The following is a 23,363-nucleotide window of genomic DNA, read 5'->3' as shown; positions in this document are numbered from 1 at the left end:
CGGCTACCAGCGGGTGATGAGCTTGAGGATCTTCTGCACCCGGGCCGGATACGGCGGGTAGACGAATCCGGGGTCCATGCGGGTGGGGCGCTTGAGCACCGACTTGGTGTGGCTGAACGTGTCGAAGCCGGCCTTGCCGTGGTACGAGCCCATGCCGCTGGGCCCGACGCCGCCGAACGGGAGCGACGTGACGGCGGCCTGGTACACGAGGTGGTTGATGCAGACCGAACCGGCGTGGGTCTCGTCGAGCACCTTGCGCTCGGTGCGGTCCGACGACGTGAAGAGGTAGAGCGTCAGCGGGCGAGGGCGGGCCTTGATGAACGAGATGGCCTCGTCGATGGAGTCGACGGTGATGACCGGCAGGATCGGGCCGAAGATCTCCTCCTGCATGACGGCCGACGCCGGGTCGGGCTGGCGCACCACCACGGGCGCCATCACGCGGGTGTCGCGGTCGGTCTTGCGGGGCAGGAGCTCCTCACCGCCGTGGCCTTCGAGCAGGCCCTCGAGCCGGTCGAGGTGCTGCTCGTTGACGATGGAGGTGGCCGGCGCCTTGTCGCGGAAGGTGGCGAGCTCGTCGACCACCATGCTGGTGAACTTCTCGCTGACCGCCTTCTCGACCAGCAGGTAGTCGGGGGCGATGCAGGTCTGGCCGGCGTTGAGGATCTTGGCCCAGGCCACCCGCTTGGCGGCCACCTTGAGGTCGGCGTCGGCGGCGATGATGGTGGGGCTCTTGCCGCCGAGCTCGAGCGTGACGGGGGTGAGGTGCTTGGCGGCGGCCTCCATGACCACCTGGCCGACGCGGGTGGAGCCCGTGTAGAGGATGTGGTCCCACGGCTGGGCGAGCAGCTCTGTGGTCTCGGCCACCCCGCCCTCGACCACCACCACGGCCTCGGGGTCGAGGTAGCGCGGGACGAGGTCGGCGATGGCGGCCGACGTGGCGGGCGCCAGCTCCGATGGCTTGAGCACCATCACGTTGCCGGCGGCCAGCGCCGCCACGGCTGGGGCCAGGAGCAGCTGGAGCGGGTAGTTCCACGGGGCGATGATGAGCACGGCGCCGAGGGGCTGGGGCTCGGTCCACGCCTGAGCCGGCTGCACCACGATCGGCACCGCGTGCTTGGTCTTCTTGGCCCAGCCGCCCAGGTGCTTGATCGCGTGAGCGGCCTCGTCCTTGACCAGGTTGAGCTCGGTGAGCCACGAGTCGAACGGGGGCTTGCCCAGGTCGGCGCTGAGGGCCTCGGACAGGCGCTCCTCGTTGTCCTTGAGCAGGTCGATCACGCCTTGGAGCTGCCGCTTCCGCCAACCGAGGTCGGTGGTCCGGCCGGTGTCGTAGGTGGCCCGGAGGCGGTCGATGGTGGCGGCGACGTCGGTGCTCATGGCCCTCAACGGTACCGGCCCGTCCGGAACGGCGACAGGGGGTCAGCCGTCGTGCCGGTGACAGCCCGCGGGCACCCGCTCCCCGGCGAAGCGGTCGGCGGTCCACGCCAGCAGCGGGGCGTCGATGGGCGAGCCCTCCTCGACGATCCCCAGGTGGCCGATCCCCGGCAAGAGGTGGAAGTCGAGGTCCTGGCCCTTCCGGCACAGCTCGTCGACGTACGTCTCGGTCACCTTCGGGGCCACCACCTCGTCCGCGGCGCCCTGCCCGATGAACAGCGGGAACGGGATCTCGCCCTTGGCCGAGTTCTGCTCCATCCGCCGGACGAGCGGCCTGTACGTCGCCGGGTCGACCTTCAGGATCGACCCGCGCAGCGACAGGCCCTCGAGGATCGTCAGGAACGCCGCCGGCTCGGTGAGGCAGCGCCCCGCGATCCGGCGGGCGACGGGGCGCGCCGCCGGCCGAACGATGTCGTCGAAGTCGATGTCGTGGTACACGTGGCTCCACGACTCGATCGCCAGCGACGACAGCACCTTGCCCACGGTGGAGTCCTTCTCGGCCACGAGCAGGGCCGACAGGTGGGCGGGCGGCGAGAGCGCGCCGAGCCCGACGATGTCGACGTCGGGGGCGTACTCCTTGGCGATCTGGCCGGTGAACAGCGTGGTCTGGCCACCCTGGGAGTGCCCCCACACCACCGTCTCGTCGGTGAGGCCGACGCCGTGGGTCACGTCGTCGGCCGCGTCGTACGCGTGCAGGGCGCGGATCGAGTCGAGGACGTTGCGCGCCGCGGTGTCGCCCACCAGGTACTCGTGGGGGCCCTTCGTGCCGAGGCCGACGTAGTCGGTGGCCACCACCACGTACCCCGCCTTCAGCACGGCGCCGAGCGCCGGGATCCCGCCCCACGGCTCGCTCAGCAGCGAGGGGGCACAGCCGGGCACGATGCCGGTGGTCCCGTGCGCCCAGGCCAGCACCGGGTGGGCGCCGTTGCCCTTGGGCCTGGCCTTCGGCACCAGCACCGTGGCGGTGGCGACCCGCTGCTCACCGGTGGCGATGGTGGTCGTGTACATGATCAGGTGCGCCTCGGCCCCCGCCGGCACGCCCTGATCGAAGCCCTTGCTCCGGATGACGGCTCCGGGCTTCGTCGGCAGCTCCGACGGGGTGGCGTAGAAGTGGCCCGGCTCGGCCGGCCGCGACACGTAGACGAGGACGCCGATGATCCCGGCCAGGACCACGAAGACCGCGATCGCGATCCGCAGCGCCCACCTCATGCTCGCCCCCGCATGGCCAGACGGTACTGCTAGGTCAGTTCGAAGTCCTGGAGATCGGGCGCCTTGGTCCAGGCCCAGTAGTCGACCAGCCGCCACGGGCTGAGGATGTAGATGTCGCCCTCGTCGTTGCGGTACCAGCTCGTCTTGATGCTGGGGTGGCTCCAGACCATCTCCTTCATGCGGGCCTGGAGGCGGACGTTGTACTCGTCGTGCGCCTCTTGGCGGACCTCGATCGCCCGCTCCTCGCCGCCGAGCAGGGCCTCGATGCAGCCCATCACGTAGCGGACCTGGCACTCGGAGTGGAAGATGAGGCTGCCGCCGCTCGCCAGGTTGGTGCCCGGGCCGTACAGGCAGAACAGGTTGGGGAAGTTGGGCACGGTGATGCCGTAGAGCGCGGTGGGGCGGTCGCCCCACTGCTCGCCGAGCACCACGCCGTCGCGGCCGACGATGTCCATGGGCCAGAGGTACTTGTTGGCGTGGAAGCCGGTGGCGTAGACGATCACGTCGACGTCGTGGTCGACGCCGTCGGCGGTGCGGACCCCGGTGGGCGTGATGCGCTCGATGGCCTCGGTGACGAGCTCGACGTCGGGCCGGGTGAGCGCACCGAGCCAGCTGCCGTTGTCCTGGAGCGTCCGCTTGCCGAGGCACACGTAGTCGGGCACCACCTTGGCGAGCAGCTCGGGGTCGTCGCCGATCTGGTCGGCCATCCACTGGGTGAACATGTCGCGGGCGGCGTCGTTGATGTCGCTGATGCCGTGCTCGGGATCGGCGTAGTCGGGGTCGATGGTCATGGCGATGAGCCCGCCGTCGCACGCCGGCCAGAACAGCAGGAACCGGTACCAGCGTCCGTAGTACGGCAGGTGGCGGATGGCCCACGGCACGCCCGCGCCCACCTGGGCGTGGTAGTTCGGGTTCGGGAACATCCACTGGGCCGACCGCTGGAACACGGTGAGGTGGTCCACCTCGGGGGCGACCGTGGGGACCAGCTGGAACGCGCTCGCGCCCGTCCCGACCACCGCCATCCGCTTCCCGGCCAGGTCGGTCCCTTCCACCCACTGGGCCGAGTGCATGGCCTCGCCCTCGAACGAGTCGAGACCCTCGATGTCGGGGAGCTTGGGCCGGTTGAGCTGGCCGACCGCGCTGATGACGGCGTTCGCCACGAGCGGCCCGCCGGTGGTGTCGACGGTCCAGGTGGCGGACTCCTCGTCCCACACGGCCGAGCGCACCTCGGTCTCGAAGCGGATGTGGTCGGTGATGCCGTAGTCGCGCATGCACCGGTCGAAGTACGCCTGCAGCTCGGGCTGGCGGGCGAAGTACTCGCTCCACTCGTCGTCGGGGGCGAACGAGTACGAGTAGAAGTGGTTGCCCACATCGACCCGGCAGCCCGGGTAGCGGTTCTCGAACCAGGTGCCGCCCACCCCGGCGTTCTTCTCGACGATGGTGAACGGGATCTCCGCGGCCGCGAGCTTGATCCCCGCCAGCAGCCCCGACATCCCGGCACCGATCACCACGACGTGGAACGCCGCCTGGACGGTCGGGTCGAGGTCTCGCACCCAGGCCTGATCGCGGACGTCGGTGCCGTCGAGCGCCAGCTCCTCGAGCATCAGCGGCACGTACTCGGCCGGGACCTCGCCCGCCACCAGGAACTCCATCATCCGGTGCACCAGCTCGGCCGAGGGCGGCGGTGGGAGGACGCAGCCGCCGTCGCGGAACTCGATGATCTTGTCGAGGGCGAACGCCCGCGCCGAGGCCTGGTCCTCGGGGCTCATGAACCCCTGCACCTCGTTGAGGTAGTTGCCGACCGGACGGTGGGGGCCGTCCAGGATCGAGGCATCGCCCGTGAGGTGCACCAGCGACACCAGGAGGGTGGGGACGCTCACGTCCTCCAGCGCAGCTGCGATGGTGGCGTCGTCGTCGGTGATCGGGAGTCCTGCGTATCGGTCGCTCATCAGGGCGGGACCCTACGATGCCCAGCCATGGCACACCCGGGCATCGACGTCATCCGCCAGCTCCTCGGCGACACCCGCCACGACGAGGTGCCCCTGCTCGAGCGCCGGGCCAACCTCGCCGCCCTCGCCGGGTCGCCCCCGGCTCCCGACGGCGTCGCGGTCGAGGTCATCGAGCTGGCCGAACGGGCGGCCGAGCGCCTCACCCCGGCCGGTGCCCCGGGGGACGAGGTGGTGCTGTACCTCCACGGCGGCGGCTACTGCTCCGGCTCGCTCGACACCCACCGAGGGCTGGCGGGATCGCTCGCCCTGGCGTGCGGCCGCACGGTCGTCGCGCTCGACTACCGGCTCGCCCCCGAAGACCCGTTCCCCGCCGCGCTCAACGACGCCCTGCTCGCCTTCGACCAGCTGGCCCCGGCCCGCATCGCCATCGCCGGCGACTCGGCCGGCGGCGGCCTGGCCGCGGCCACCGCACTCGCCCTCCGCGACCGGGGTGGGTCCCTGCCGGTCGCGCTGGTGCTGATCTCCCCCTGGGTCGACCTGACCCAGAGCGCCGAGACCTACGCGGAGCTCGGCGACGTCGACCCCATGCTCACCGACCGCAGCCTCACCACCATGGCCGAGGGCTACCTGGCCGGCACCGACGCGCGCACGCCGTACGCCTCGCCGGTGTTCGGCGACCTGACCGGCCTGCCGCCCACCCGGGTCGACGTGGGCAGCGACGAGTGCCTGCTGGGCGACAGCCGCACCATCGTCGACGGCCTCGTCGCCGCTGGCGGCACCGCCGAGCTCCACGTGTGGCCCGACATGATCCACGTGTTCCAGGCGTTCCCCGCGGAGCTGGTCCCCGAGGCCGCCGAGGCCGTCACCGCTGCCGGCGGGTTCCTCGCCGGCCACTTCGCCCCCACCGACGGCTGAGCGACGGCCGTGGGCGTCTACCGAGACCACGTCGTGCCCCGCCTCGTCGAGGTGGCGTGCGGCGGCGCCCAGATGGAGCGGTGGCGCGCCCGGGCGGCCGAAGGGTTGCACGGCCGCGTGGTCGAGATCGGGTTCGGTTCGGGCCTCAACGTCCCCGTCTACCCACCCGAGATCACCGAGGTGCTCGCCGTCGAGCCGGCCCACGTCGCCCGCGACCGGGCCGCCCACCGCATCGCCGCGAGCCCGGTGCCGGTCCGCCACGTGGGCCTCGACGGCCAGGTCCTGCCCATCGACGACCACTCGTGCGACGGGGCCCTCTCCACGTTCACCCTGTGCACCATCCCCGATGCCGGCGCCGCGCTCGCCGAGCTGCGGCGGGTGCTCAAGCCGGGCGGCGAGCTGCACCTCCTGGAGCACGGCCTGTCGCCCGACCCCAAGGTGGCCCGCCGGCAGCACCGCCTCGATCCGATCGAGCAGCGCGTGGCCGACGGCTGCCACCTCACCCGAGACCCGATCACCCTCGTCGAGGCCGCCGGCTTCGAGGTGATCCGCCAGGACCGCCGCTACGCCAAGGGCCCCAAGCCCTGGACATGGATGACCTCCGCCGTCGCCGTCTCCCCCTGACCCGCCCCCGCCCGCCCCGCCCCTCGACCCTGGCACCGATCACGGACACCACCGACCTGGATCCGTGCCAGGTTCCGGGTGGGGACACCGCCATCGGGCGCTACCGGCGGTCGACGGTGGGAGGGGCAGCGCGACACCGGCGACTCCGGGTCGAGCTCGGGGTGGGTCAGGCCAGGCCGAGCGCGGCGAGCAGGTCGGCGTGGTCGCCGATGACCGCATCGCCCTCGACCTGGTCGGTGCCGTCGTCGGCGGAGCCCGGGTCGTCGTAGATGCCGGAGTAGCGCACGGCGAACATGCCCATGCCCTGGGCGCCCGCGATGTCGGTGCGGCGGAGGTCGCCCACGTGGGCGGCATCGGTGGGATCGACGCCGCCGAGCCCCGCCAGGGCGTGCTCGAAGATCACCGGATCGGGCTTGAACGTGCCGACCTCGTCGCTGAAGGACCAGTGATCGAAGTAGCCGATGAGGTCGTGCCCGGTGAGGAAGCGCCGCAGCGTGGTGGACGGAGCCAGGCCGACGTCGCAGATGATCCCGATGCGCACGCCCGCCGAGCGGAGGCCGTCGAGCGCGGCGGCGATGTTGGGCGTGGGCTGCGGGTCGTGGGCCGGATCGGGGTCGGTGATCCACGCCACCATCTCGGCGCGCAGCGCCGGTGACCCGTCGACACCGAGGTGGCCGAGCATGTCTCGGATCGAATCGTCGGCGCGGTAGGCCTCGTTGGCCCTCCAGCTCTTGTCGAACTGCCGGCCCGCGTGGCGCTGGGCGCCGCGCAGCACATCTCGATCGAGCTCGAAGCCCTCGCCGGCGAGGAGCCCGAGCCAGGCGGTGAGGCGACGGTCGCGGAACCCGGCGTCGTCGGCCTGGATCAGCGTGTTCCAGAAGTCGAAGGTGACGGCCTTCAACGCTGGTCGCGGCACACGCCGTCGGCGCGAGCGGCCTCGGCCACCGCGGCGGCCACCCGCTCGCCGACGCTGGTGTCGAACACCGACGGGATCACGAACCCGGGACGGAGCTCCTCGGCCGAGACCGACTCGGCGATGGCCGTGGCCGCCGCCCGCTTCATGTTCTCGGTGACGTCGGTGGCACCGGCGTCGAGCGCACCGCGGAAGATGCCGGGGAACGCGAGCACGTTGTTGATCTGGTTGGGGTAGTCGCTGCGGCCGGTGGCCATGACGGCGACGAGGTCCTTGGCCAGCTCCGGACGGATCTCGGGGTTGGGGTTGGACATGGCGAACACGATGGGATCGTGGGCCATCTTGCGCAGGTCGTCGGGGGTGAGGAGGTCGGGGGCGCTGACGCCGATGAACACGTCGGCGCCGGGGAGGACGTCCTGGAGGGTGCCGCTGATCTGCTCGGGGTTGGTGATGTCGGCGAAGCGCTGCTTCACGTCGTTGAGGTCGGTGCGGCCCCGGTGGATGGCGCCCTTGGTGTCGCAGGCGACGATGTTGGTGACCCCGGCGGTCAGCAGGATCTTGGCGATGGCCACGCCGGCGGCGCCGGCGCCGCAGATGACGACCCGCAGGTCTTCCATGGCCTTGCCGACGATCTTGATGGAGTTCTCGAGGGCGGCGAGGGTGACGACCGCGGTGCCGTGCTGGTCGTCGTGGAACACCGGGATGTCGAGCAGGGCGCGCAGCCGGTCCTCGACCTCGAAGCACGCCGGTGCGGCGATGTCCTCGAGGTTGATCCCTCCGAACACGGGGGCGATGCGCACGACGGTGTCGACGATGGCGTGGATGCGAGCTTCGAGCGGCGCGTCGGGCGGGCCCGCATCGATGCAGATCGGGAAGCCGTCGACCCCCGCGAAGTTCTTGAACAGCAGGGCCTTGCCCTCCATCACCGGCAGCGAGGCCTCGGGGCCGATGTTGCCGAGGCCCAGCACCGCGGTGCCGTCGGTGACGATGGCCACGGTGTTCTTCTTGATGGTGAGCTCGTGGACCCGCTCGGGGTGGATCTCGATCTCGGTGCAGATGCGCGCCACGCCGGGCGTGTACGCCATCGACAGGTCGTCGCGGTCGGCGACGGGCATGCGGGCGAGCACTTCGATCTTCCCGCCCGCGTGCATGGCGAACGTGCGGTCGCTCACCGAGATGACCTCGAGGCCGGCGATGCCGTCGAGCGACCCCACCACCTCGGTGATGTGCTCCTCGGACCGGCAGTTCACGATGAGGTCTTCGTCGAGGTACTCGTCGCGGGCCTCGAAGCCCTCGAGCGCCACGATGTTGCCGCCTACCCCGCCGATGGCCGCCGCGAGTCGGCCGAGGGTCCCCGGCGTGTTGTCGAGCCGGACGCGGATGGTCACGGAGAAGGCGGCAGTGGGCGAAACCATGCCGCGACGCTAGCCGCCGCCTGTCAAGGCTCCCCAACCCCTTCCAGCAAGTCGCGGAGGCGGTAGACGGCCCCCGCGGGGAAGCGGCGGTGGCCGCCTCTGGTGCGCAGCGCGGGAAGGATTCCCGCCGCGTCCCAACGTCCGACGGTCTTCGGCGTCACGTTGAACAGCGAGGCGACTTCTGCAGGGGTGAGCAGGGTCGCCGGATCCGGCGTTTCGATCACGGTGGTCATGGCAGCGGTGTTCCTTCGTGCGGGTACGAGGCACATCCGGGGTGTCGATGCACCTGCAAACGTACCAAACCGCACGCAAGGGGTCGAAAGACCTGCGCTGCCGCGCCATCACCGGCCGCCCGCCACGGTCAGCGCCCGCCCGGCCGCTTAGGGGTTCGGCCCCTCGAAGGCGAAGCCCAGGTCCTCGGCGGTCACCAGGGCCAGGACCCCGAGCCCGTGCTCGGCGGCCATGGCGGTGACGGTGCCGCCCCGGTCGACCACCGGCAGCAGCAGGACGGGCTCGGCACCGGCCTCACGGATCACCTCGGCCGCCTCGAGCATCGACACGCCCCGGGTGACGGCGTCCTCGGTGATGACCACCTTGTCGCCGGGCTCGAGCGCCCCGGCGATCCGGCCCCCGCCACCGTGGTCCTTGACCTCCTTGCGCACGCTGAAGCTGCGCAGCGAGCGGCCCCGCGTGGCGGCGATGGCCGCGATGCCGAACGCCACCGCGTCGGCCCCCATGGTGAGGCCGCCGATCGCGGTCACGTCGCCGGGGATCACGGCGAGCGCCGCGTCGGCCACCAGCAGCATCCCTTCGGGGCTGCAGGTGGTCTGCTTGGCGTCGATGAACCAATCGGTGGGCTTGCCCGACTTCAGCACGAAGTCGCCCCGCTTGACGGAGTGGGCGAGCAGGTGGTCGATCAGCGCTTGCTTCGTCATGGGAGTCGACCCTAACGAGCCGGGGGTGCCACACTTCGTTGCCATGACGCGGGTGGTGGCGATCGCGAACCAGAAGGGCGGCGTGGCCAAGACCACCTCCACCCATGCGCTGGGCGTCGCCATGGCCGAGCGGGGCAAGCGCATCCTCCTCGTCGACCTCGATCCGCAGGCCTCGCTGACGTGGGCGTGCGGCGTCGACCCCGATGCGCTCCAGGTGTCGATCCACGACGTGCTGCTCAAGCGGGCCACGGCCACCGACGCCATCGTCGCCCTGCCCACCCCCAAGCCGGTCAAGGACGACAAGGTCGGCGTGCTCCACCTGCTGCCGTCCACCATCGACCTCGCCGGCGCCGAGCTGAACCTGCTCACCAAGACCGGCCGCGAGTACGTCCTGCGCAAGGCCCTGTCGAAGGCCGCCGACCGGTACGACCGGGTCCTGATCGACTGCCCGCCGTCGCTCGGCATCCTCACCATCAACGGGCTGACCGCCGCCGACGACGTGCTCATCCCGCTGCAGTGCGAGTCGCTCAGCCAGCGCGGCGTGGGCCAGCTCCTCGAGACCATCGAGGACGTGCGCGACTACACCAACGACGACCTCCAGGTCATCGGAGCGATCGCCACCATGTTCGACGGCCGCACCAAGCTGGCGCACCAGGTGGTCGAGCAGGTCCGCCGCACCTACGACGTCACGGTGCTCGAGCCCTTCGTGCCCAAGTCGGTCAAGGTGGCGGAGGCGCCGGCGCGCGGGCGCTCGGTCCTCACCCACGCCCCCAAGTCTCGCAGCGCCCAGGCCTACCGCGAGCTCGCCGTGCAGCTCCTCGGGCGCAAGGGCTGACCGTGGCCGACGACGCGGGCCGCGGCGGCCGCCGTCGCTCGCTCGACCCGCAGGGCCGCCGCGCCCTGTTCGAGACCCCGGTCAGCGCCGCGCGCGACACCATCCGCGCCGGCACCCCCAGCGACGGCCGCGAGGCGCTGTTCTCCACCGGCCCTCGACGGACCGGCACCGTCATCGTCACGTGCTCGTCGTGCGAGGCCCGGAGCCGCATCAACCTCACCGACCTCGGGCTGCGCTGGATGGGCGGATCGATGTGGATCCCCGGTCGCAAGAACAGCCACTGGATGCGCTGCCCGAGCTGCTCCAAGCGCACCTGGTGCTCGGTGGGCTGGCAGGACTGACGGGCACGGGCTAGCGGTAGCGCTGCTCCAGGAACGGGTCGCCGTAGTCGTGGTAGCCCCGGACCTCCCAGTAGCCAGGGACATCGTGGTCGAGGACCTGGATGCCCGTCAGCCACTTCGCCGACTTCCAGAAGTACAGGTGCGGCACGAGCGTGCGGATCGGGCCGCCGTGCTCGTCGGGGATCGCGCCGCCGTCGACCGACGTGGCGATGAGCGAGGTGGGCCGCAGCAGGTCGGCTAGCGGCAGGTTGGTGGAGTAGGCGTACGGCGCGTGCTGGAGCGTGTGGGTGGCGTTCGGCTTCAGGCCCGCCTGCTCGAGCACCTTGGCGATGGGCACGCCCCGCCAGACCGTGTCGAACCGGCTCCACTTGGTGACGCAGTGGAGGTCGGTGGTGAGGTCGACCTCGCCCAGCGCCACCAGGTCGGCGTGGGAGAGCCGGATCTCCTGCTCGACCGCCCCCCAGACGCGCAGCGTCCAGGTGGCCAGGTCGACCTGCTGGACCGGGCCCTCGTGCAGGACCGGCCAGCGGTCGGTGCGGTACTGCCCGGGCGGGAGCCGCGCCGGGTCGATCCCGTCGGCGATGAGCGCCTTGCGGTTCCGGTCGAAGAAGCTCACCGGCTCAGTCCGCCGCGAGCATCGTCGGGATCATGCGCCCAGCCTACGCCCGCCCCGAAACGGGTCGCTCTCGACCGCGGTGGCGGCGAGCGACCGACCCGAACCGGCGGCGGTCAGGTGGGTGGGGCGGCGAGGCGGTTCAGGAGGTTGCGGGTGATCTGCTCGACGGGCTCGTCGCGGCCGGCGAGGCCGTGGGCCCAGTCGGTGCTGCCCGAGGTGACCACCACGCCGCCGCTCGGCGCCGTGTACGTGCCCAGCACCGCGTGGCCGTGGGCGAAGCGCTCCACGTCGGCGGGCTCGCGGCCACCGCCCGTGACGCGAGCCGCGATGTACTCCAGCTCCGACGGCTGGTCCGGTGGCGGGGGGCGTCCGGCCGTGGTGCGCGTGAAGTGCGGCGCGGGGACGGTGCCCAGGATCTCGAAGTCGAGCGGCGTGCTGTCCGAGCCCGTGGGGTAGGGCAGGCCGTCGCGGTAGGTGAAGTCGCACCCGTCGCACTCGTAGCCCACGGTCCGGCTGGCGCCGCCGAGGACGTCGCCGTAGTCGATCCCCGTGCCCTCGAACATCCAGTGGTCGGGGCGGTGGATCGTGTAGCCGCCGGCCCCTCGGGTGGCCCGCTTGCCGATCCGGTGGTAGCCGCCGCGGGTGAAGCTGACGCCCGTCATCCGGTTCTCGGGCCGGTCGACCTCCTTGTCGGACCAGAAGCTGGTGAGCTCGCCGATCCTCTCGGTGCCGTAGACGGGGTCGGACTTGTAGAAGCCCTTGTACCCGACCATGGTCGCCGCCGGCCCCTCCGGGGTGTGGTCCTCCAACCGGACCTGCCACAGCGACGTGTTGCCCGAGAAGAACGCCGCGTTGCCGCCCTGGGCGATGAAGCCCTCGACGGTGTCGCGCATGTGCCCGGACCAGTACTCGTCGTGGCCCACCGACAGGTAGAGCGAGTAGCCGCCCTCCCCCACCGTGGCCAGCAGGCCGGGGTGCTCCTCCAGGTCGGCGTTGAGGACGACGTCGACCGCGTAGCCCTCCCGCTCGGCCCACTGCAGGAACGGGAGCTCCCAGTCGGGCCAGCCCGCCGAGCCCGCGTACGGCGACAGGTGGTTGGCCGCGACGTAGCCGCGGTGCGCGGTCATCTGCGGGTCGTAGTCGGCCTGGTTGGTGACCCGCCGGCCCTCGCCGGGCGGCTTGTACAGGTAGCCGGGCGACATCGGTCGCTGGAAGGAGACCGACGTGCCGCCGGTGTAGAGGTTGTTGCCGCCGAAGTCGTTGTACGCGTTCCAGGTGTTGGTGGTCAGGGCGAGCAGCATCGGCGCGGTCGGAGCACCGATCTGCGGCCGGACCACGAAGAACGCGTGGCTGCGGCGGCGCTTGCCGTCGACATCGATCTCCAGGACCACCTCGTAGTACCCGCTGCGCCACGAGCGGTCGACGTCGAGCACCACCGCCACCGGCCACCCGCACCCGTCCTGCGCCGCGCCGTGCGGCGTGGGGTGGAAGTCGGCCGGCACGGTGTCGGCCCAGACCACGTCGCGCCGCCACCCGCACCGGGCCACCTCGACCGACACGGGCCGCCCCGCGGCCGACGACAGGTGGAGCCCGACCGTGCCCCCACCCACAGCAGATTGCGGCCAGCAGTACCCGGTGACGGTCTCGAACGGCATGGCCGGGAACCTACCCACCAGCTCACGCCCGTGCGTCGGTCAGGCCAAGGAGCGTCGAGCCTCGCGGCCGCACGCGACCGCGCCGGCCACGGTGGCGGCGATCACCAACGCCGCGAAGGAGAACGGATCGCCGAGCACGACCATGAACTTCGAGACCAGAACGAGGAGCGCCAGAGCGATCAGCACCAGCGCGGCGAGCCCGCACGCCACCCCCCACGTCCGCCGACGAGCCGCCGCTCCCATGGTCAGGCGGTGAAGTGGACCTGGCCGGTGCCCTTGTGGACCTTGCCGATCTCGACGGCGCGCTGGCCGGCGCCGCGGAGGACGTCGAGCGCCCGGTACACCTCTTCCTGCGGGACCACGACCACCATGCCGATGCCGAGGTTGAACACCTTGCGCATCTCGTCCTGGGCGATGTCGCCGTGGCGGCGGATCTCGGCGAAGATCCGCGGCTCCTCCCACGAGGACGGGTCGATGGTGACGTCGACGCCCTTGGGGAGCACGCGGGTGAGGTTGCCGGCCAGGCCGCCGCCCGTGACGTGGCACACGGCGCGCACGTCGACGGCGCGCTGCAACGACAGCACGGCCGGCGCGTAGATCACCGACGGCGTGAGCAGCTCCTCGGCGAGCGTGTGGTGGGCGCCTTCGAAGGCGGGCCCGTCGAGCGGCAGCTGGGCCTTGTCGAGCAGCACGTGGCGGGCGAGCGAGTAGCCGTTGGAGCGGATGCCGGGCGACGGCAGGCCGATCATGACGTCGCCGGGGCGCACGTTGTCGCCGGTGATCAGCTGGTCGCGCTCGGCCACCCCGACGGAGAAGCCGACCAGGTCGAACTCGCCCGGATCCATGGCACCGGGGTGCTCGGCCATCTCGCCGCCGATCAGGGCGCAGCCGGCCTGGCGGCAGCCCTCGGCCACGCCCTCGACGAGCTGTTCGATGTGGTCGGGGTCGAGCTTGCCGACCGCGATGTAGTCGAGGAAGAACAGGGGCTCGGCGCCCTGGCAGACGAGATCGTCGACGCACATCGCCACCAGGTCGACGCCGATGGTGTCGAACCGGCCCGACGCCTGGGCGATCAGGGCCTTGGTGCCGACGCCGTCGGTGGACGACACGAGCACCGGGTGGCGGTAGCGGTGGCTGGCGAACGCGAACAGCCCGCCGAACCCGCCGATGTCGCCGATGACCTCGGGACGGAACGTGGAGCGCACCTTGTCCTTGATGCGCTGGACGGCTTCTTCGCCGGCGGCGATGTCGACGCCGGCGGCTTCATAGGTCTCACCCATCGGTGGGGTCCTTCTCCATGTCGGGCACGGGTGGTGCTACTGGTTGCCGCGTGCTTCGTCGGCAGGGAGCAGGCTGCTGCCGAACAGCGCCTGCGTGGTGGCGCCGACCGGCGTCGGATCGCAGCCCGCACCGCCCTGCGCATCGTCGGCCTCGAGCACGCCCTTGCTGAGCGTGACCGGGACGGCGACGGGGTAGTTGCCGGTGAAGCAGGCGTCGCAGAACCCGGCGCCCCCGGTGCCCGTGGAGGACACCAGCCGGTCGAGGGTGATGAACGCGAGCGAATCGACGTTGAGGTACTGGCGGATCTCCTCGACCTCGAGGTTGGCGGCCAGCAGCTCCGAGCGCTCGCCGGTGTCGATCCCGTAGAAGCACGACCACTTGATGGGCGGTGAGGTGAGGCGGAGGTGGACCTCCTTGACGCCCGACTCCCGCAGCATCTTGACCAGCTGCTTCTGCGTGGTGCCGCGCACGACGGAGTCGTCGACGACCACCACCCGCTTGCCCTGGAGGTTCTCCTTGAGCGGGTTGAGCTTCATGCGCACGCCGAGCGCCCGCATCTCCTGCGTAGGAGCGATGAACGTGCGGCCGATGTAGCGGTTCTTGACCAGGCCCTGGCCGTAGGGGATGCCGCTGGCGCGGGCGTAGCCCTCGGCCGCGGGGATGCCCGACTCCGGGACGCCCATGACCATGTCGGCCTCGACGGGAGCCTGCTCGGCGAGCAGCTCGCCCTGGCGGACGCGGGCGAAGTGCACGCTCTTGCCGTAGAGGCGGGTGTCGGGCCGGGCGAAGTAGACGAACTCGAAGATGCAGAGCTTCGGGTTGAGCCGGTCGGCGGGGAACGGCCGGGCCGAGCGAACGCCGTCGGCGTCGATCACGACCATCTCGCCCGGCTCGATCTCGCGCACGAAGTTGGCGCCGACCACGTCGAGCGCCGGCGACTCCGAGGCCAGCACCCAGCCGCCATCCTCGAGCCGGCCGAGGCACAGCGGCCGGAACCCGTTGGGGTCACGGATGCCGACGACGCGGTGCTCGTCCATGAGCACCAAGGAGAAGGCACCCTGCAGGTGGGGCAGCACCTCCATCAGCGCGGTGTCGAGCGCGGGCGCCGGCAGCGACGGGTCGTGGAGGCGGGCCTGCTCGCCCCGCTCGAGCTCCAGCGCGAGGAGCTCGGCGACGAGGTCGCTGTCGCTGGCCACCGTGCCGGGCAGCATGCCGGCCTCGTCGGCCAGCTCGCCGGTGTTCACCAGGTTGCCGTTGTGGCCCAGGGCGAACTGCGTGGGCCCGGCGTCGCGGTAGACGGGCTGGGCGTTGCGCCACGAGCTCGACCCGGTGGTGGAGTACCGGGTGTGGCCGATGGCCAGGTGGCCGGTGAGCGGGGCGAGGGTGCGGTCGTCGAACACGTGGGCGACGAGGCCCATGTCCTTGACGACGGTGATGTCCTCGCCGTCGCTGACCGCCATGCCCGCCGCCTCTTGGCCGCGGTGCTGCAGGGCGTACAGCCCGAGGTAGGTCATGTGGGCGACCGGCTGGCCCGGGGCGTAGACGCCGAAGACGCCGCACGCCTCCTTGGGCGAGTCGTCGTCTGGGTCCCGCAGGTCGGCGGGGACGGATCCAGGCGCACGCACGAGCCCCATCATCGCACGCCGCGCCCGCGATTCCACACTTGCTCGCTCACCTGCGGATGTGACCTCCGGCGCCCGTCACGGCCCCGTGGGACCCGGCCGGCGCGGCCGGGTGTGTGAAGCTCCCGGGGATGGCCCCGCGAACCGACGACGGCGACGACCGCGTCGACCATCTCCCCCCGGCGGGGCACCGGGCGCTGGTCCTGATCTGCGCCGACGGGCTCGAGAGCAGCTGGGTCGCCCAGCTCACGGCCGACGTGGCCGGCGAGCACGGCTGGGCCATCACCACGGCCGCCGCCCCAGGAGCAGGGGCCCGGCACCCTTCCGCCCAGGCCACGGTCGGCCCCCTCGGGGCGGCCGTCGACCCTGCCGAGGGGCCTGAGATCGTGGTCTGGGTCGAGGCGGGCTCGTCGCGGAGCCCGGCGGTCGTCGAGTCGGCCGAGCACCTGGTGGCCCGGCTCGAGCTGACGGTCGGCGCGTTCAAGGCCCGTCGGAACCAGCGGGTCACCCGCGCCGCGCTCGAACGGTTCTTCGACCGCGTCGCCGCGGCCGCACTCCGGACGCCGACACCGGCACCGGTGCCCGCCCCCGGCGCGGCGGTCGAGCCGGCCCCCAGTGCCGACCCGATCGTGGAGGGCAGCCGCGCCCTGCTCGCCGAGATCGATCGCTGGCTGGCCCGCGCCACCATGGCGCCCCGTGCCGCCCAGGCGATCCACGCCGACCGCGCCATCCTCGCCGCCGCCATCGGTGCCCCCGAGATCGATCTCGTCATCGTCGAGCGCGCCTCGGCGCGGCTGCGTGCCGCCACCGGTCCGGCCGGCCCCGCGACCTGACGACACCCGTCCGTCCGGAGAAGGGGGCGACGCGAGTTCGGGGTCCTGGGGGTGGGGCTGGCAGCCTGGAGGGGTCATGAGCGTCGAGACCGAGACCCGGAGCCTGCAGATCGGGCCGCACGAGGTGTGGCCGCCGGTCGTCCTCGCGCCCATGGCAGGGGTGACGAACGCGGTGTTCCGGGGTCTCTGCCGGGCCCACGGGGCCGGGCTGTACGTGAGCGAGATGATCGCGGCGCGGGGCCTGGTGGAGCGCCAGGAGAAGACGTACTCGCTGGCGCGGTTCGGGCCCGACGAGGCTCCCCGGTCGATCCAGCTCTACGGCACCAACCCGGCGGTCATGCACGACGCCGCCAAGCAGCTGGTGGCCGAGCACGGCGCCCAGCACATCGACCTCAACTTCGGCTGCCCGGTCCGCAAGGTCACCCGCCACGGCGGCGGGTCGGCCCTGCCGTGGCGCCGCACGCTGTTCGCCCAGGTGGTGGCGGCCGCCGTCCAGGGTGCCGGCGACGTGCCGGTCACCGTGAAGCTGCGCATGGGGATCGACGACGACCACCTCACCTACCTCGACGCCGGGCCCATCGCCCAGGCCCAGGGCGCGGCCGCGGTGGCGCTCCACGCCCGCACCGCCGAGCAGGCGTACTCCGGCCGCGCCGACTGGACCTCGATCGCCCGTCTGAAGGAGGCGGTCACCGAGGTGCCCGTGCTCGGCAACGGCGACATCTGGACGGCGGCCGATGCCGTCCGCATGGTGGCGGAGACCGGGTGCGACGGTGTGGTGGTCGGCCGGGGCTGCCTCGGTCGCCCCTGGCTGTTCGGCGACCTGTCCGCCGCGTTCGACGGGCGCACGGTCAACACCGCCCCGCCGATGGCCGTGGTGGCCGCCACCTTGCGCGACCACGCCCGCCGGCTGGCCGAGTGGCACGGCGACCACGTCGGCGTGAAGGACATCCGCAAGCACGTGGGCTGGTACCTCCAGGGGTACCCGGTCGGCCCCGCCATCCGCCGGCGCCTCGTGCAGGCCGACACGCTCGACGAGTTCGAGGCCGTGCTCGACGAGCTCGATCCCACCATCGAGCTCCCCGCCGACGCGCTCGGGCTCCCCCGCGGCCACCAGCACGGCCCCCGCACCGTCACCGTGCCCGAGGGGTTCTGGGACGACCGCGACAGCCCGGCCCTGCTGGGTGCCGGCGCCGACGCCTACACCTCGGGCGGCTGATCCCCAGCGCGGGGCACGTCGATCCCCGCGGCCACGAGCATCCGCCGCGTGACGTCGAGCGGCAGGCCCACCACGTTGTCGAACCCGCCCTCGATCGACGTCACGAACCGGTCGCCCACCTCCTGGATGGCGTAGGAGCCGGCCTTGTCCATGGGCTCCCCGCTGGCGACGTAGGCGGCGATCTGGTCATCGGTCCACCGGGCCATGTGCACCACGGTGACCGCCACCTCGACCTCGACCGCCACCGCCGGCGCCAGCGCCACGGCTCCCGCGGCACCTCCGGCGACGGTGGCCACGGCCACCCCCGTCAGGACCTGGTGGCTGCTGCCCGACAGGAGGCGGAGCATCCGGGTGGCGTCGGCCTCGTCGACCGGCTTGCCGAGGACCTCGCCCTCGACCGCCACCACGGTGTCGGATCCGAGCACCACCACGTCGCCCTCAGGTGCCGCGGCCACACCGCCGAGGGCCTTGGCGACGGCGAGGCGCCGCACCAGCTCCTCGGCCGGCTCACCGGGCCCGGGCGTCTCGTCGACGTCGGCCGGGCGGACCTCGAAGGGCACGCCCAGCTGGGCCAGGAGCGCGTGGCGGCGCGGTGACGCCGAGGCCAAGACGAGCAGGGTCATGCCCGACGGTACGTGACGGTCAGCCCGTGTAGCTGGGGTTGCCCGGGATCGGGTCGGCGCCGCCGGGACCGGGCTCGGCGGGACCACCGCCCTCCCACACGTAGGCCGTGTAGATGCCCATGACCCCCGAGCGCGAACGGTCGTTGGTGTAGACCGCGTCGAACCGGAGGCGCTCCCCCGCGGTGACCGACTCGGACAGGGCGCAGGTGCTGATGCCCTTGATGGCCAGGTCGTCGTCGTAGAACTCGGGTGGGTACTCGTCGGTCGGGTCGATGGGTCCCACGGCCGTGGTGGTGCTCATCGGCATGCTCGTGGTGGTGGCCTCGGCGACCATCGCCAGCGGGCGGCTGCTCGACCGGAGGTCCATGGTGTGGCCGACGGGCTCGTCGCCGTAGGTGATCTCCGAGCGGCACAGCCGCCGGCCGCGGTCGTTGACCAGGTCGGCGTAGGCGCCGCCGTTGTGGATGTGGCCGCCGGCGCCGATCAGGCGCCCCGACTTGGCGATGGTCAGGTAGTGGCTCTGCGTGTCGGGGGTGCCGCTGCCGTCGACCGTCCACGTGTAGGTGTCGCAGCCGGTGGCCGAGCCGAAGTAGCTGGTGACGGGACGCACGTTCTGCACGTCGCGCCGGTAGTCGATGTCGTAGGTGAGGTACACCTTCTGGTCCTCCATCGACCGGCTCATCAGCTCGTAGACGCCCGACCAGGTGTCGGTGTCCTTGACGACGAGGCCGTAGGGATCGCCGGTCTGGAGCACCGTGCGCTCGGCACCCGCGGCGCCCACGATCTGGCCGGGCAGGCCGAACGTGCCGTCGGGGCAGGCCGGGTTCTCCTTCGCCGTGTTGGCGATCACGAAGTGGTGGAGGTGGGCGTGCTCCTGGTCGACCGGCATGCCCTCGGCGTCGACGAGGTCGAAGCTGAGCTTGGTGATGGCGAAGTCGCCGTCGGGGCGGGGGACCTTGATGAACAGGCCGCTCGGGTCGAGGTCCTTGGCGGCCTTCGCCATGTCCATGCCGTCCATGTCCATGGCGGGCAGATCGATCGGGCCGATCTTGCCGTGGTACGTCTCGCGCTCGCCCTGCGACGGCCAGCCCTCGGTGGGCTCGGCCGGCAGCGGCGCCTCGGCGGACACCGTGTCGGGCGTGAACACCTGGTACTCCTCGGCGTAGCCGAGCTGGTCGTCGCACACCCCCGCGATGCCGTAGCGGCCTGGGGTGGTGGGTGCGGTGACCGTGCCGGAGCCGAGCTGGGCGTCGAGCACGATCGGGTCGGACTGGCTGATGACGTTGCGGGACGAATCGACGATGGCCACCGCGACCGTGCCGTCGCAGAAGCCGCCGACCGAGAGCATCACGCTGCCTCCGGTGGGCGACGACGTGGGGCTGGCCCGCTCGACGTAGAGGTCGGCGGTGTCGTTCTCGTACAGGTACCGGGTGACGTAGCGGAAGCCGTTGCCGGTGGGATCGCCGCAGTCGGCGGAGGCCACGAGGTCGAACGATCCCTCCGGCGCGTCGCCCTCCACCGACCAGTTGCCGTCGGCGTCGGGGACCGCGGTGAGGGTCTGCTGGATCGAGCCGTCGGGGTCGACCGCGTCGTCGGCCAGCGCCTCGATCGACCGACGGGCCAGCGCCCTGCTCGCCCGCTGCTGGACCTCCTCGATGCCGTAGCTGTAGGCGTAGCCGGTGAGGTTGACGGTGACCGCCTGGCCGCCCGTGCAGCCGCTGCCCATGGCGTGGATCATCCCGTCGGAGACCTCGGCGGTGAAGTCGCCGCTCGGGTTGGTGCCCGCCACGGTGAGGGGCAGGAGCTCCCCGATGGCGAAGCTCGACTCCTCGTCGTCGCGCTCGCACGCGACCATCAGCGTGTAGTCGCCCTCGGGCAGCGGTCCCCCGGCGGGGTTCCCGAGGGCCGTGCCCCGCTGGTTGAGCGCCAGCTCCGAGGTGAAGGTCCCGCTGCCGGGGATGTCGGCGGAGGTCCCGGTGACGTAGTTGCCGGCGGTGCGGCCGCTCAGGTCGGTGCCGGCGAACAGCACCACCTCGGCGAAGGAGTCGCCCTGGCACTGGGACCCGGTGACCGTGACGACCTGGCCCCCGGCGGCGGTGCTGCGATCGACCGAGACGACCGGGCCCGTGGGCGATGCGGTGCCGGGGGTGATGTCGACCGCGACATCGGGATAGGTGAAGACCGTGGTGGTGGTGACGGAGGCACCCTGCTCGGTCTCGACGTAGGTGGTCAGCAGGCAGCGGCCGGCCACGACGGCGGGCAGCGCGGGATCGACCCAGCCCGGCACGGTGAAGCGGTAGCGGCCGTGATCGTCGACCTGCTCGCCGAACGCCGCCATCCGCTCACCGGCACCGGTGCCGCTGATCAAGAGGAGCTGGGGCTCCTGGTAGGAGAACCCCTCGTCGGTGTCCTGCTCCACGCTGGAGCAGCCGGTGGCCCCGGCCGAGAACGATGCGCCGACCGCGACCGACGACGACCATGGGCTGATGGTGCCGCCCGCGGCCTGCGCGGTGGTCTGGCTCAGGGCCAGACCGGCCACCAGGACCGTGAGTGCTCCGAGGATCGCTGCTGCTCGCCGTCTCATGGTGCTCCCCACCCGTGTCCGCCACTGCGCCTGACGCCAGGGCCACCAGGATCGGCCGCCGCTGAACCCGACCAGCGTGGCACACCCGCCGGGCGGCGGCCGCCACTGCGGGGCTCAGGCCTGGGTGGTGCCGGCGCCGAGGGCCACGGGCAGGCGGTCCCGCCAGGTGGTGATGACCTCGTCGGCGGGCAGATCGATCAACCCGTCGACCGCGAACCGATCGCCGCCGGCCGAGCCGAGCGGCACTGCCGGGACACCCGCGGCGGCGGCGCGGGCCAGCAGCTCGTCGACCGCGGCCACGGGCACGGCGGCCACGACGCGCGACGGCAGCTCGGCGAAGAGCTGGGCGGCGGTGGCCACCGCGGTCACGTGGAGCCCGAGGCCCGAGCGGCAGGTGAGCTCGGCGAGGGCGACGCCCAGACCGCCCGACGACGCATCGTGCACCCCCGACAGCCCGCCCTCGAGCACGAGGGAGCGGACGAGGTCGGCCACCTTGGTGTGGGCGACGCCGTCGAACGCCGGCAGGGTGCCGCCCTTGTCGCCCCGGGCCCAGGCGACGGCCGACCCGGCCAGGGTGGGCGCGGGCTCGGACAGGTCGTCGCCGAGCAGGACCAGCGCGTCGCCATCGGCCATGGTGACGCCCGGAGGGCGCCGGTCGAGCCGGTCGATGAGGCCGAGCAACCCGATCACGGGGGTGGGGTCGATGTCGGTGCCGCGGGACTCGTTGTAGAGGCTGACGTTGCCGCCGATGACCGGGAGGCCGAACGCGTTGCACGCCTCGCCCAGGCCGTCGACCGACTCCGACAGCTGCCACATCACCTCGGGGTGCTCCGGGTTGCCGAAGTTGAGGCAGTTGACGACGGCGATGGGCCGGGCCCCGACGCAGGCCAGGTTGAGGACCGATTCGGCGAGGGTGAGCGCCGTGCCCGTGCGGGGATCGACCGCGCACCAGCGGTGGTTGCCGTCGGTGGTGATGGCCATGCCGCGGCCGGTGTCGACACCCGTCACCGGGTGCTTGAGGCGCAGGACGACGGCGTCGCCACCCGGCCCCTCGACCGTGTTCAGGAACAGCTGGTGGTCGTACTGCGACGACACCCACGTGGTGTCGTACAGGAGGCCGAGGAGGCTGGCGGCGGCATCCGACGGGGCGGCGGGAGCCAGCGCGGCCCGAGCGGCCCGGTCGGCTGGCTCGGCCATCGGCCGGTCGTAGAGGGGGGCGGCGTCGTGGAGGCTGGAGGCGGGCACGTCGGCCAGCACCTCGCCATCGAACCCGTCGACGATGCGCAGCTGGCCCACGCCATCGACCGGCTCGGTGACCTTCCCGACGACCGTGGCCTGCACCTCCCAGCGCTCGCACAACCGCATGACCTCGGCCAGGCCCTCGGGCGTGACGATGGCGAGCATGCGCTCCTGCGACTCGGAGGTCATGACCTCGAACGGCTCCATGCCGTCCTCTCGACGGGGCACGGCCGCCACGTCGAAGTCCATGCCCATCTTGCCGTTGGCCGCGGTCTCGCTGGCCGCGCAGGTGAGGCCGGCGCCGCCGAGGTCTTGGATGCCCACCACGAGGCCGGCGTCGAGCAGGGCGAGGCAGGCCTCGATGAGGCGCTTCTCCTCGAACGGGTCGCCCACCTGGACGGCCGGGCGCTTGTCCTCGCTGCCCTCGTCGAAGCCGGCCGACGCCAGCACGCTCACGCCGCCGATGCCGTCGCGGCCGGTGCTCGACCCCAGCAGCACGGCCAGGTTGCCGGCGCCGGTGGCCGCGGACAGGACCAGCCGATCGACCGGGAGGATGCCGAGGCACAGCACGTTGACCAGGGGGTTGCCCTTGTAGCACTCGTCGAAGATGACCTCGCCGCCCACGGTGGGCACGCCGACGGAGTTGCCGTAGCCGGAGATGCCCGACACCACGCCCTCGGCCACCCAGCGGCTGCGGGCGTCGTCGAGGGGACCGAAGCGAAGCGGGTCCATCAGCGCGATCGGCCGGGCGCCCATGGTGAAGATGTCGCGGAGGATGCCCCCGGCACCCGTGGCCGCACCCTGGTAGGGCTCGATGTAGCTGGGGTGGTTGTGGCTCTCGATGCGGATGGCGGCGGCGATGCCGTCGCCGACGTCCATGACGCCGGCGTTCTCACCCGGGCCGACCAGCACGCCCTCGCCCGTGGTGGGGAGGCGCTTGAGGTGGATCCGCGAGCTCTTGTACGAGCAGTGCTCGGACCACATGACCGAGTACATCGACAGCTCGAGGCGGTTCGGTTCCCGGCCCAGGATCTCGACGATGTCGCCGAGCTCCGAATCGGTCAGCCCGAGGGCGATGTGGATCGGCGTGGCGTCGGCATCGGTCACGCCGCCGAGGCTACCGGGAG

21 protein-coding genes are annotated in these 23,363 nt (G+C 72.1%); 6 read left to right on the top strand and 15 right to left on the bottom strand.

Annotated elements, in window-relative coordinates; translation table 11 throughout:
* Positions 1 to 3: 3 nt before the first annotated feature.
* Genes ACPPVX_RS12520 through ACPPVX_RS12510 form a run of 3 tightly spaced genes read right to left on the bottom strand, consistent with a single transcriptional unit; the run spans position 4 to position 4,589 of the window.
* Complete coding sequence (locus ACPPVX_RS12520) at positions 4 to 1,374, bottom strand: aldehyde dehydrogenase family protein (RefSeq protein WP_426570891.1); 1,371 nt, start codon at positions 1,372 to 1,374, stop codon at positions 4 to 6.
* 42 nt (positions 1,375 to 1,416) lie between these two features.
* Positions 1,417 to 2,640, bottom strand: a complete 1,224-nt coding sequence (locus ACPPVX_RS12515; protein WP_426570890.1) for a lipase family protein — start codon at positions 2,638 to 2,640, stop codon at positions 1,417 to 1,419.
* 29 nt (positions 2,641 to 2,669) lie between these two features.
* A complete protein-coding gene (locus ACPPVX_RS12510) occupies positions 2,670 to 4,589 on the bottom strand; it encodes a flavin-containing monooxygenase (RefSeq protein ID WP_426570889.1) in 1,920 nt (639 codons plus the stop codon).
* Positions 4,590 to 4,616: 27 nt separating this feature from the next.
* Between ACPPVX_RS12510 and ACPPVX_RS12505 the strand changes: the two genes are divergently transcribed.
* Together ACPPVX_RS12505 and ACPPVX_RS12500 are read left to right on the top strand one after the other, a co-directional pair.
* Entirely contained in the window at positions 4,617 to 5,504 is an 888-nt protein-coding gene (locus tag ACPPVX_RS12505) for an alpha/beta hydrolase (protein WP_426570888.1), read from the top strand.
* 9 nt (positions 5,505 to 5,513) lie between these two features.
* Complete coding sequence (locus ACPPVX_RS12500; protein ID WP_426570887.1) at positions 5,514 to 6,128, top strand: class I SAM-dependent methyltransferase; 615 nt, start codon at positions 5,514 to 5,516, stop codon at positions 6,126 to 6,128.
* A gap of 166 nt (positions 6,129 to 6,294) precedes the next feature.
* On the opposite strand, the gene ACPPVX_RS12495 is transcribed toward ACPPVX_RS12500, so the two are convergent.
* From ACPPVX_RS12495 to pyrE, 4 genes are all read right to left on the bottom strand, one after another.
* On the bottom strand, positions 6,295 to 7,029 hold the full coding sequence (locus ACPPVX_RS12495; RefSeq protein ID WP_426570886.1) for an HAD family hydrolase: 735 nt from the start codon (positions 7,027 to 7,029) through the stop codon (positions 6,295 to 6,297).
* Positions 7,026 to 8,456 carry an NAD-dependent malic enzyme gene (locus ACPPVX_RS12490; protein WP_426570885.1) on the bottom strand — a complete coding sequence of 477 codons (1,431 nt, stop codon included), beginning with the start codon at positions 8,454 to 8,456 and terminating at the stop codon, positions 7,026 to 7,028. Before ACPPVX_RS12490 ends, ACPPVX_RS12495 begins: the two co-directional genes overlap by 4 nt.
* 23 nt (positions 8,457 to 8,479) lie before the next feature.
* Positions 8,480 to 8,689 carry a helix-turn-helix domain-containing protein gene (locus ACPPVX_RS12485; RefSeq protein WP_426570884.1) on the bottom strand — a complete coding sequence of 70 codons (210 nt, stop codon included), beginning with the start codon at positions 8,687 to 8,689 and terminating at the stop codon, positions 8,480 to 8,482.
* A 147-nt stretch (positions 8,690 to 8,836) separates the two neighbouring features.
* Positions 8,837 to 9,391 (bottom strand): orotate phosphoribosyltransferase, encoded by a 555-nt coding sequence (gene pyrE / locus ACPPVX_RS12480; RefSeq protein ID WP_426570883.1) that lies wholly within the window; start codon positions 9,389 to 9,391, stop codon positions 8,837 to 8,839.
* Positions 9,392 to 9,416: 25 nt separating this feature from the next.
* Between pyrE and ACPPVX_RS12475 the strand changes: the two genes are divergently transcribed.
* Both ACPPVX_RS12475 and ACPPVX_RS12470 read left to right on the top strand, forming a co-directional pair.
* On the top strand, positions 9,417 to 10,226 hold the full coding sequence (locus ACPPVX_RS12475; protein WP_426570882.1) for a ParA family protein: 810 nt from the start codon (positions 9,417 to 9,419) through the stop codon (positions 10,224 to 10,226).
* A 2-nt stretch (positions 10,227 to 10,228) separates the two neighbouring features.
* Positions 10,229 to 10,567, top strand: coding sequence for a hypothetical protein (locus ACPPVX_RS12470; protein ID WP_426570881.1), 339 nt, complete (start codon positions 10,229 to 10,231; stop codon positions 10,565 to 10,567).
* Positions 10,568 to 10,577: 10 nt separating this feature from the next.
* Here ACPPVX_RS12470 and ACPPVX_RS12465 read toward each other — a convergent pair whose 3' ends face one another.
* The 5 genes from ACPPVX_RS12465 to purF form a co-directional block, all read right to left on the bottom strand.
* On the bottom strand, positions 10,578 to 11,183 hold the full coding sequence (locus ACPPVX_RS12465; RefSeq protein ID WP_426570880.1) for a sulfite oxidase-like oxidoreductase: 606 nt from the start codon (positions 11,181 to 11,183) through the stop codon (positions 10,578 to 10,580).
* Between the two features lie 113 nt (positions 11,184 to 11,296).
* Positions 11,297 to 12,838, bottom strand: a complete 1,542-nt coding sequence (locus ACPPVX_RS12460; protein ID WP_426570879.1) for a N,N-dimethylformamidase beta subunit family domain-containing protein — start codon at positions 12,836 to 12,838, stop codon at positions 11,297 to 11,299.
* 39 nt (positions 12,839 to 12,877) lie between these two features.
* Positions 12,878 to 13,048: a hypothetical protein gene (locus tag ACPPVX_RS12455; RefSeq protein ID WP_426570878.1), complete on the bottom strand. Its 171-nt coding sequence runs from the start codon at positions 13,046 to 13,048 to the stop codon at positions 12,878 to 12,880.
* Positions 13,049 to 13,083: 35 nt separating this feature from the next.
* Positions 13,084 to 14,118 carry a phosphoribosylformylglycinamidine cyclo-ligase gene (gene purM, locus ACPPVX_RS12450; protein ID WP_426570877.1) on the bottom strand — a complete coding sequence of 345 codons (1,035 nt, stop codon included), beginning with the start codon at positions 14,116 to 14,118 and terminating at the stop codon, positions 13,084 to 13,086.
* A 36-nt stretch (positions 14,119 to 14,154) separates the two neighbouring features.
* Positions 14,155 to 15,753 (bottom strand): amidophosphoribosyltransferase, encoded by a 1,599-nt coding sequence (purF, locus tag ACPPVX_RS12445; RefSeq protein WP_426575033.1) that lies wholly within the window; start codon positions 15,751 to 15,753, stop codon positions 14,155 to 14,157.
* 119 nt (positions 15,754 to 15,872) lie between these two features.
* Here purF and ACPPVX_RS12440 point away from each other — a divergent pair, with 119 nt between their 5' ends.
* Positions 15,873 to 16,574, top strand: coding sequence for a hypothetical protein (locus ACPPVX_RS12440; RefSeq protein ID WP_426570876.1), 702 nt, complete (start codon positions 15,873 to 15,875; stop codon positions 16,572 to 16,574).
* 76 nt (positions 16,575 to 16,650) lie between these two features.
* On the top strand, positions 16,651 to 17,790 hold the full coding sequence (gene dusB, locus ACPPVX_RS12435) for a tRNA dihydrouridine synthase DusB (protein WP_426570875.1): 1,140 nt from the start codon (positions 16,651 to 16,653) through the stop codon (positions 17,788 to 17,790).
* Here dusB and ACPPVX_RS12430 read toward each other — a convergent pair.
* The 3 genes from ACPPVX_RS12430 to purL form a co-directional block, all read right to left on the bottom strand.
* Positions 17,772 to 18,413, bottom strand: a complete 642-nt coding sequence (locus tag ACPPVX_RS12430) for a Maf family protein (RefSeq protein ID WP_426570874.1) — start codon at positions 18,411 to 18,413, stop codon at positions 17,772 to 17,774. The genes dusB and ACPPVX_RS12430 overlap by 19 nt on opposite strands.
* Before the next feature lie 19 nt (positions 18,414 to 18,432).
* Positions 18,433 to 20,997: a hypothetical protein gene (locus ACPPVX_RS12425; RefSeq protein ID WP_426570873.1), complete on the bottom strand. Its 2,565-nt coding sequence runs from the start codon at positions 20,995 to 20,997 to the stop codon at positions 18,433 to 18,435.
* Positions 20,998 to 21,111: 114 nt separating this feature from the next.
* On the bottom strand, positions 21,112 to 23,343 hold the full coding sequence (purL, locus tag ACPPVX_RS12420) for a phosphoribosylformylglycinamidine synthase subunit PurL (RefSeq protein ID WP_426570872.1): 2,232 nt from the start codon (positions 23,341 to 23,343) through the stop codon (positions 21,112 to 21,114).
* Positions 23,344 to 23,363 lie beyond the last annotated feature (20 nt).

The organism is Aquihabitans sp. McL0605 (assembly GCF_049993875.1).
Taxonomy (GTDB): Bacteria; Actinomycetota; Acidimicrobiia; order Acidimicrobiales; family Iamiaceae; genus Aquihabitans.
Note: the sequence above shows the minus strand (reverse complement) of the source record. Positions and strands in the feature narration are given on the sequence as shown.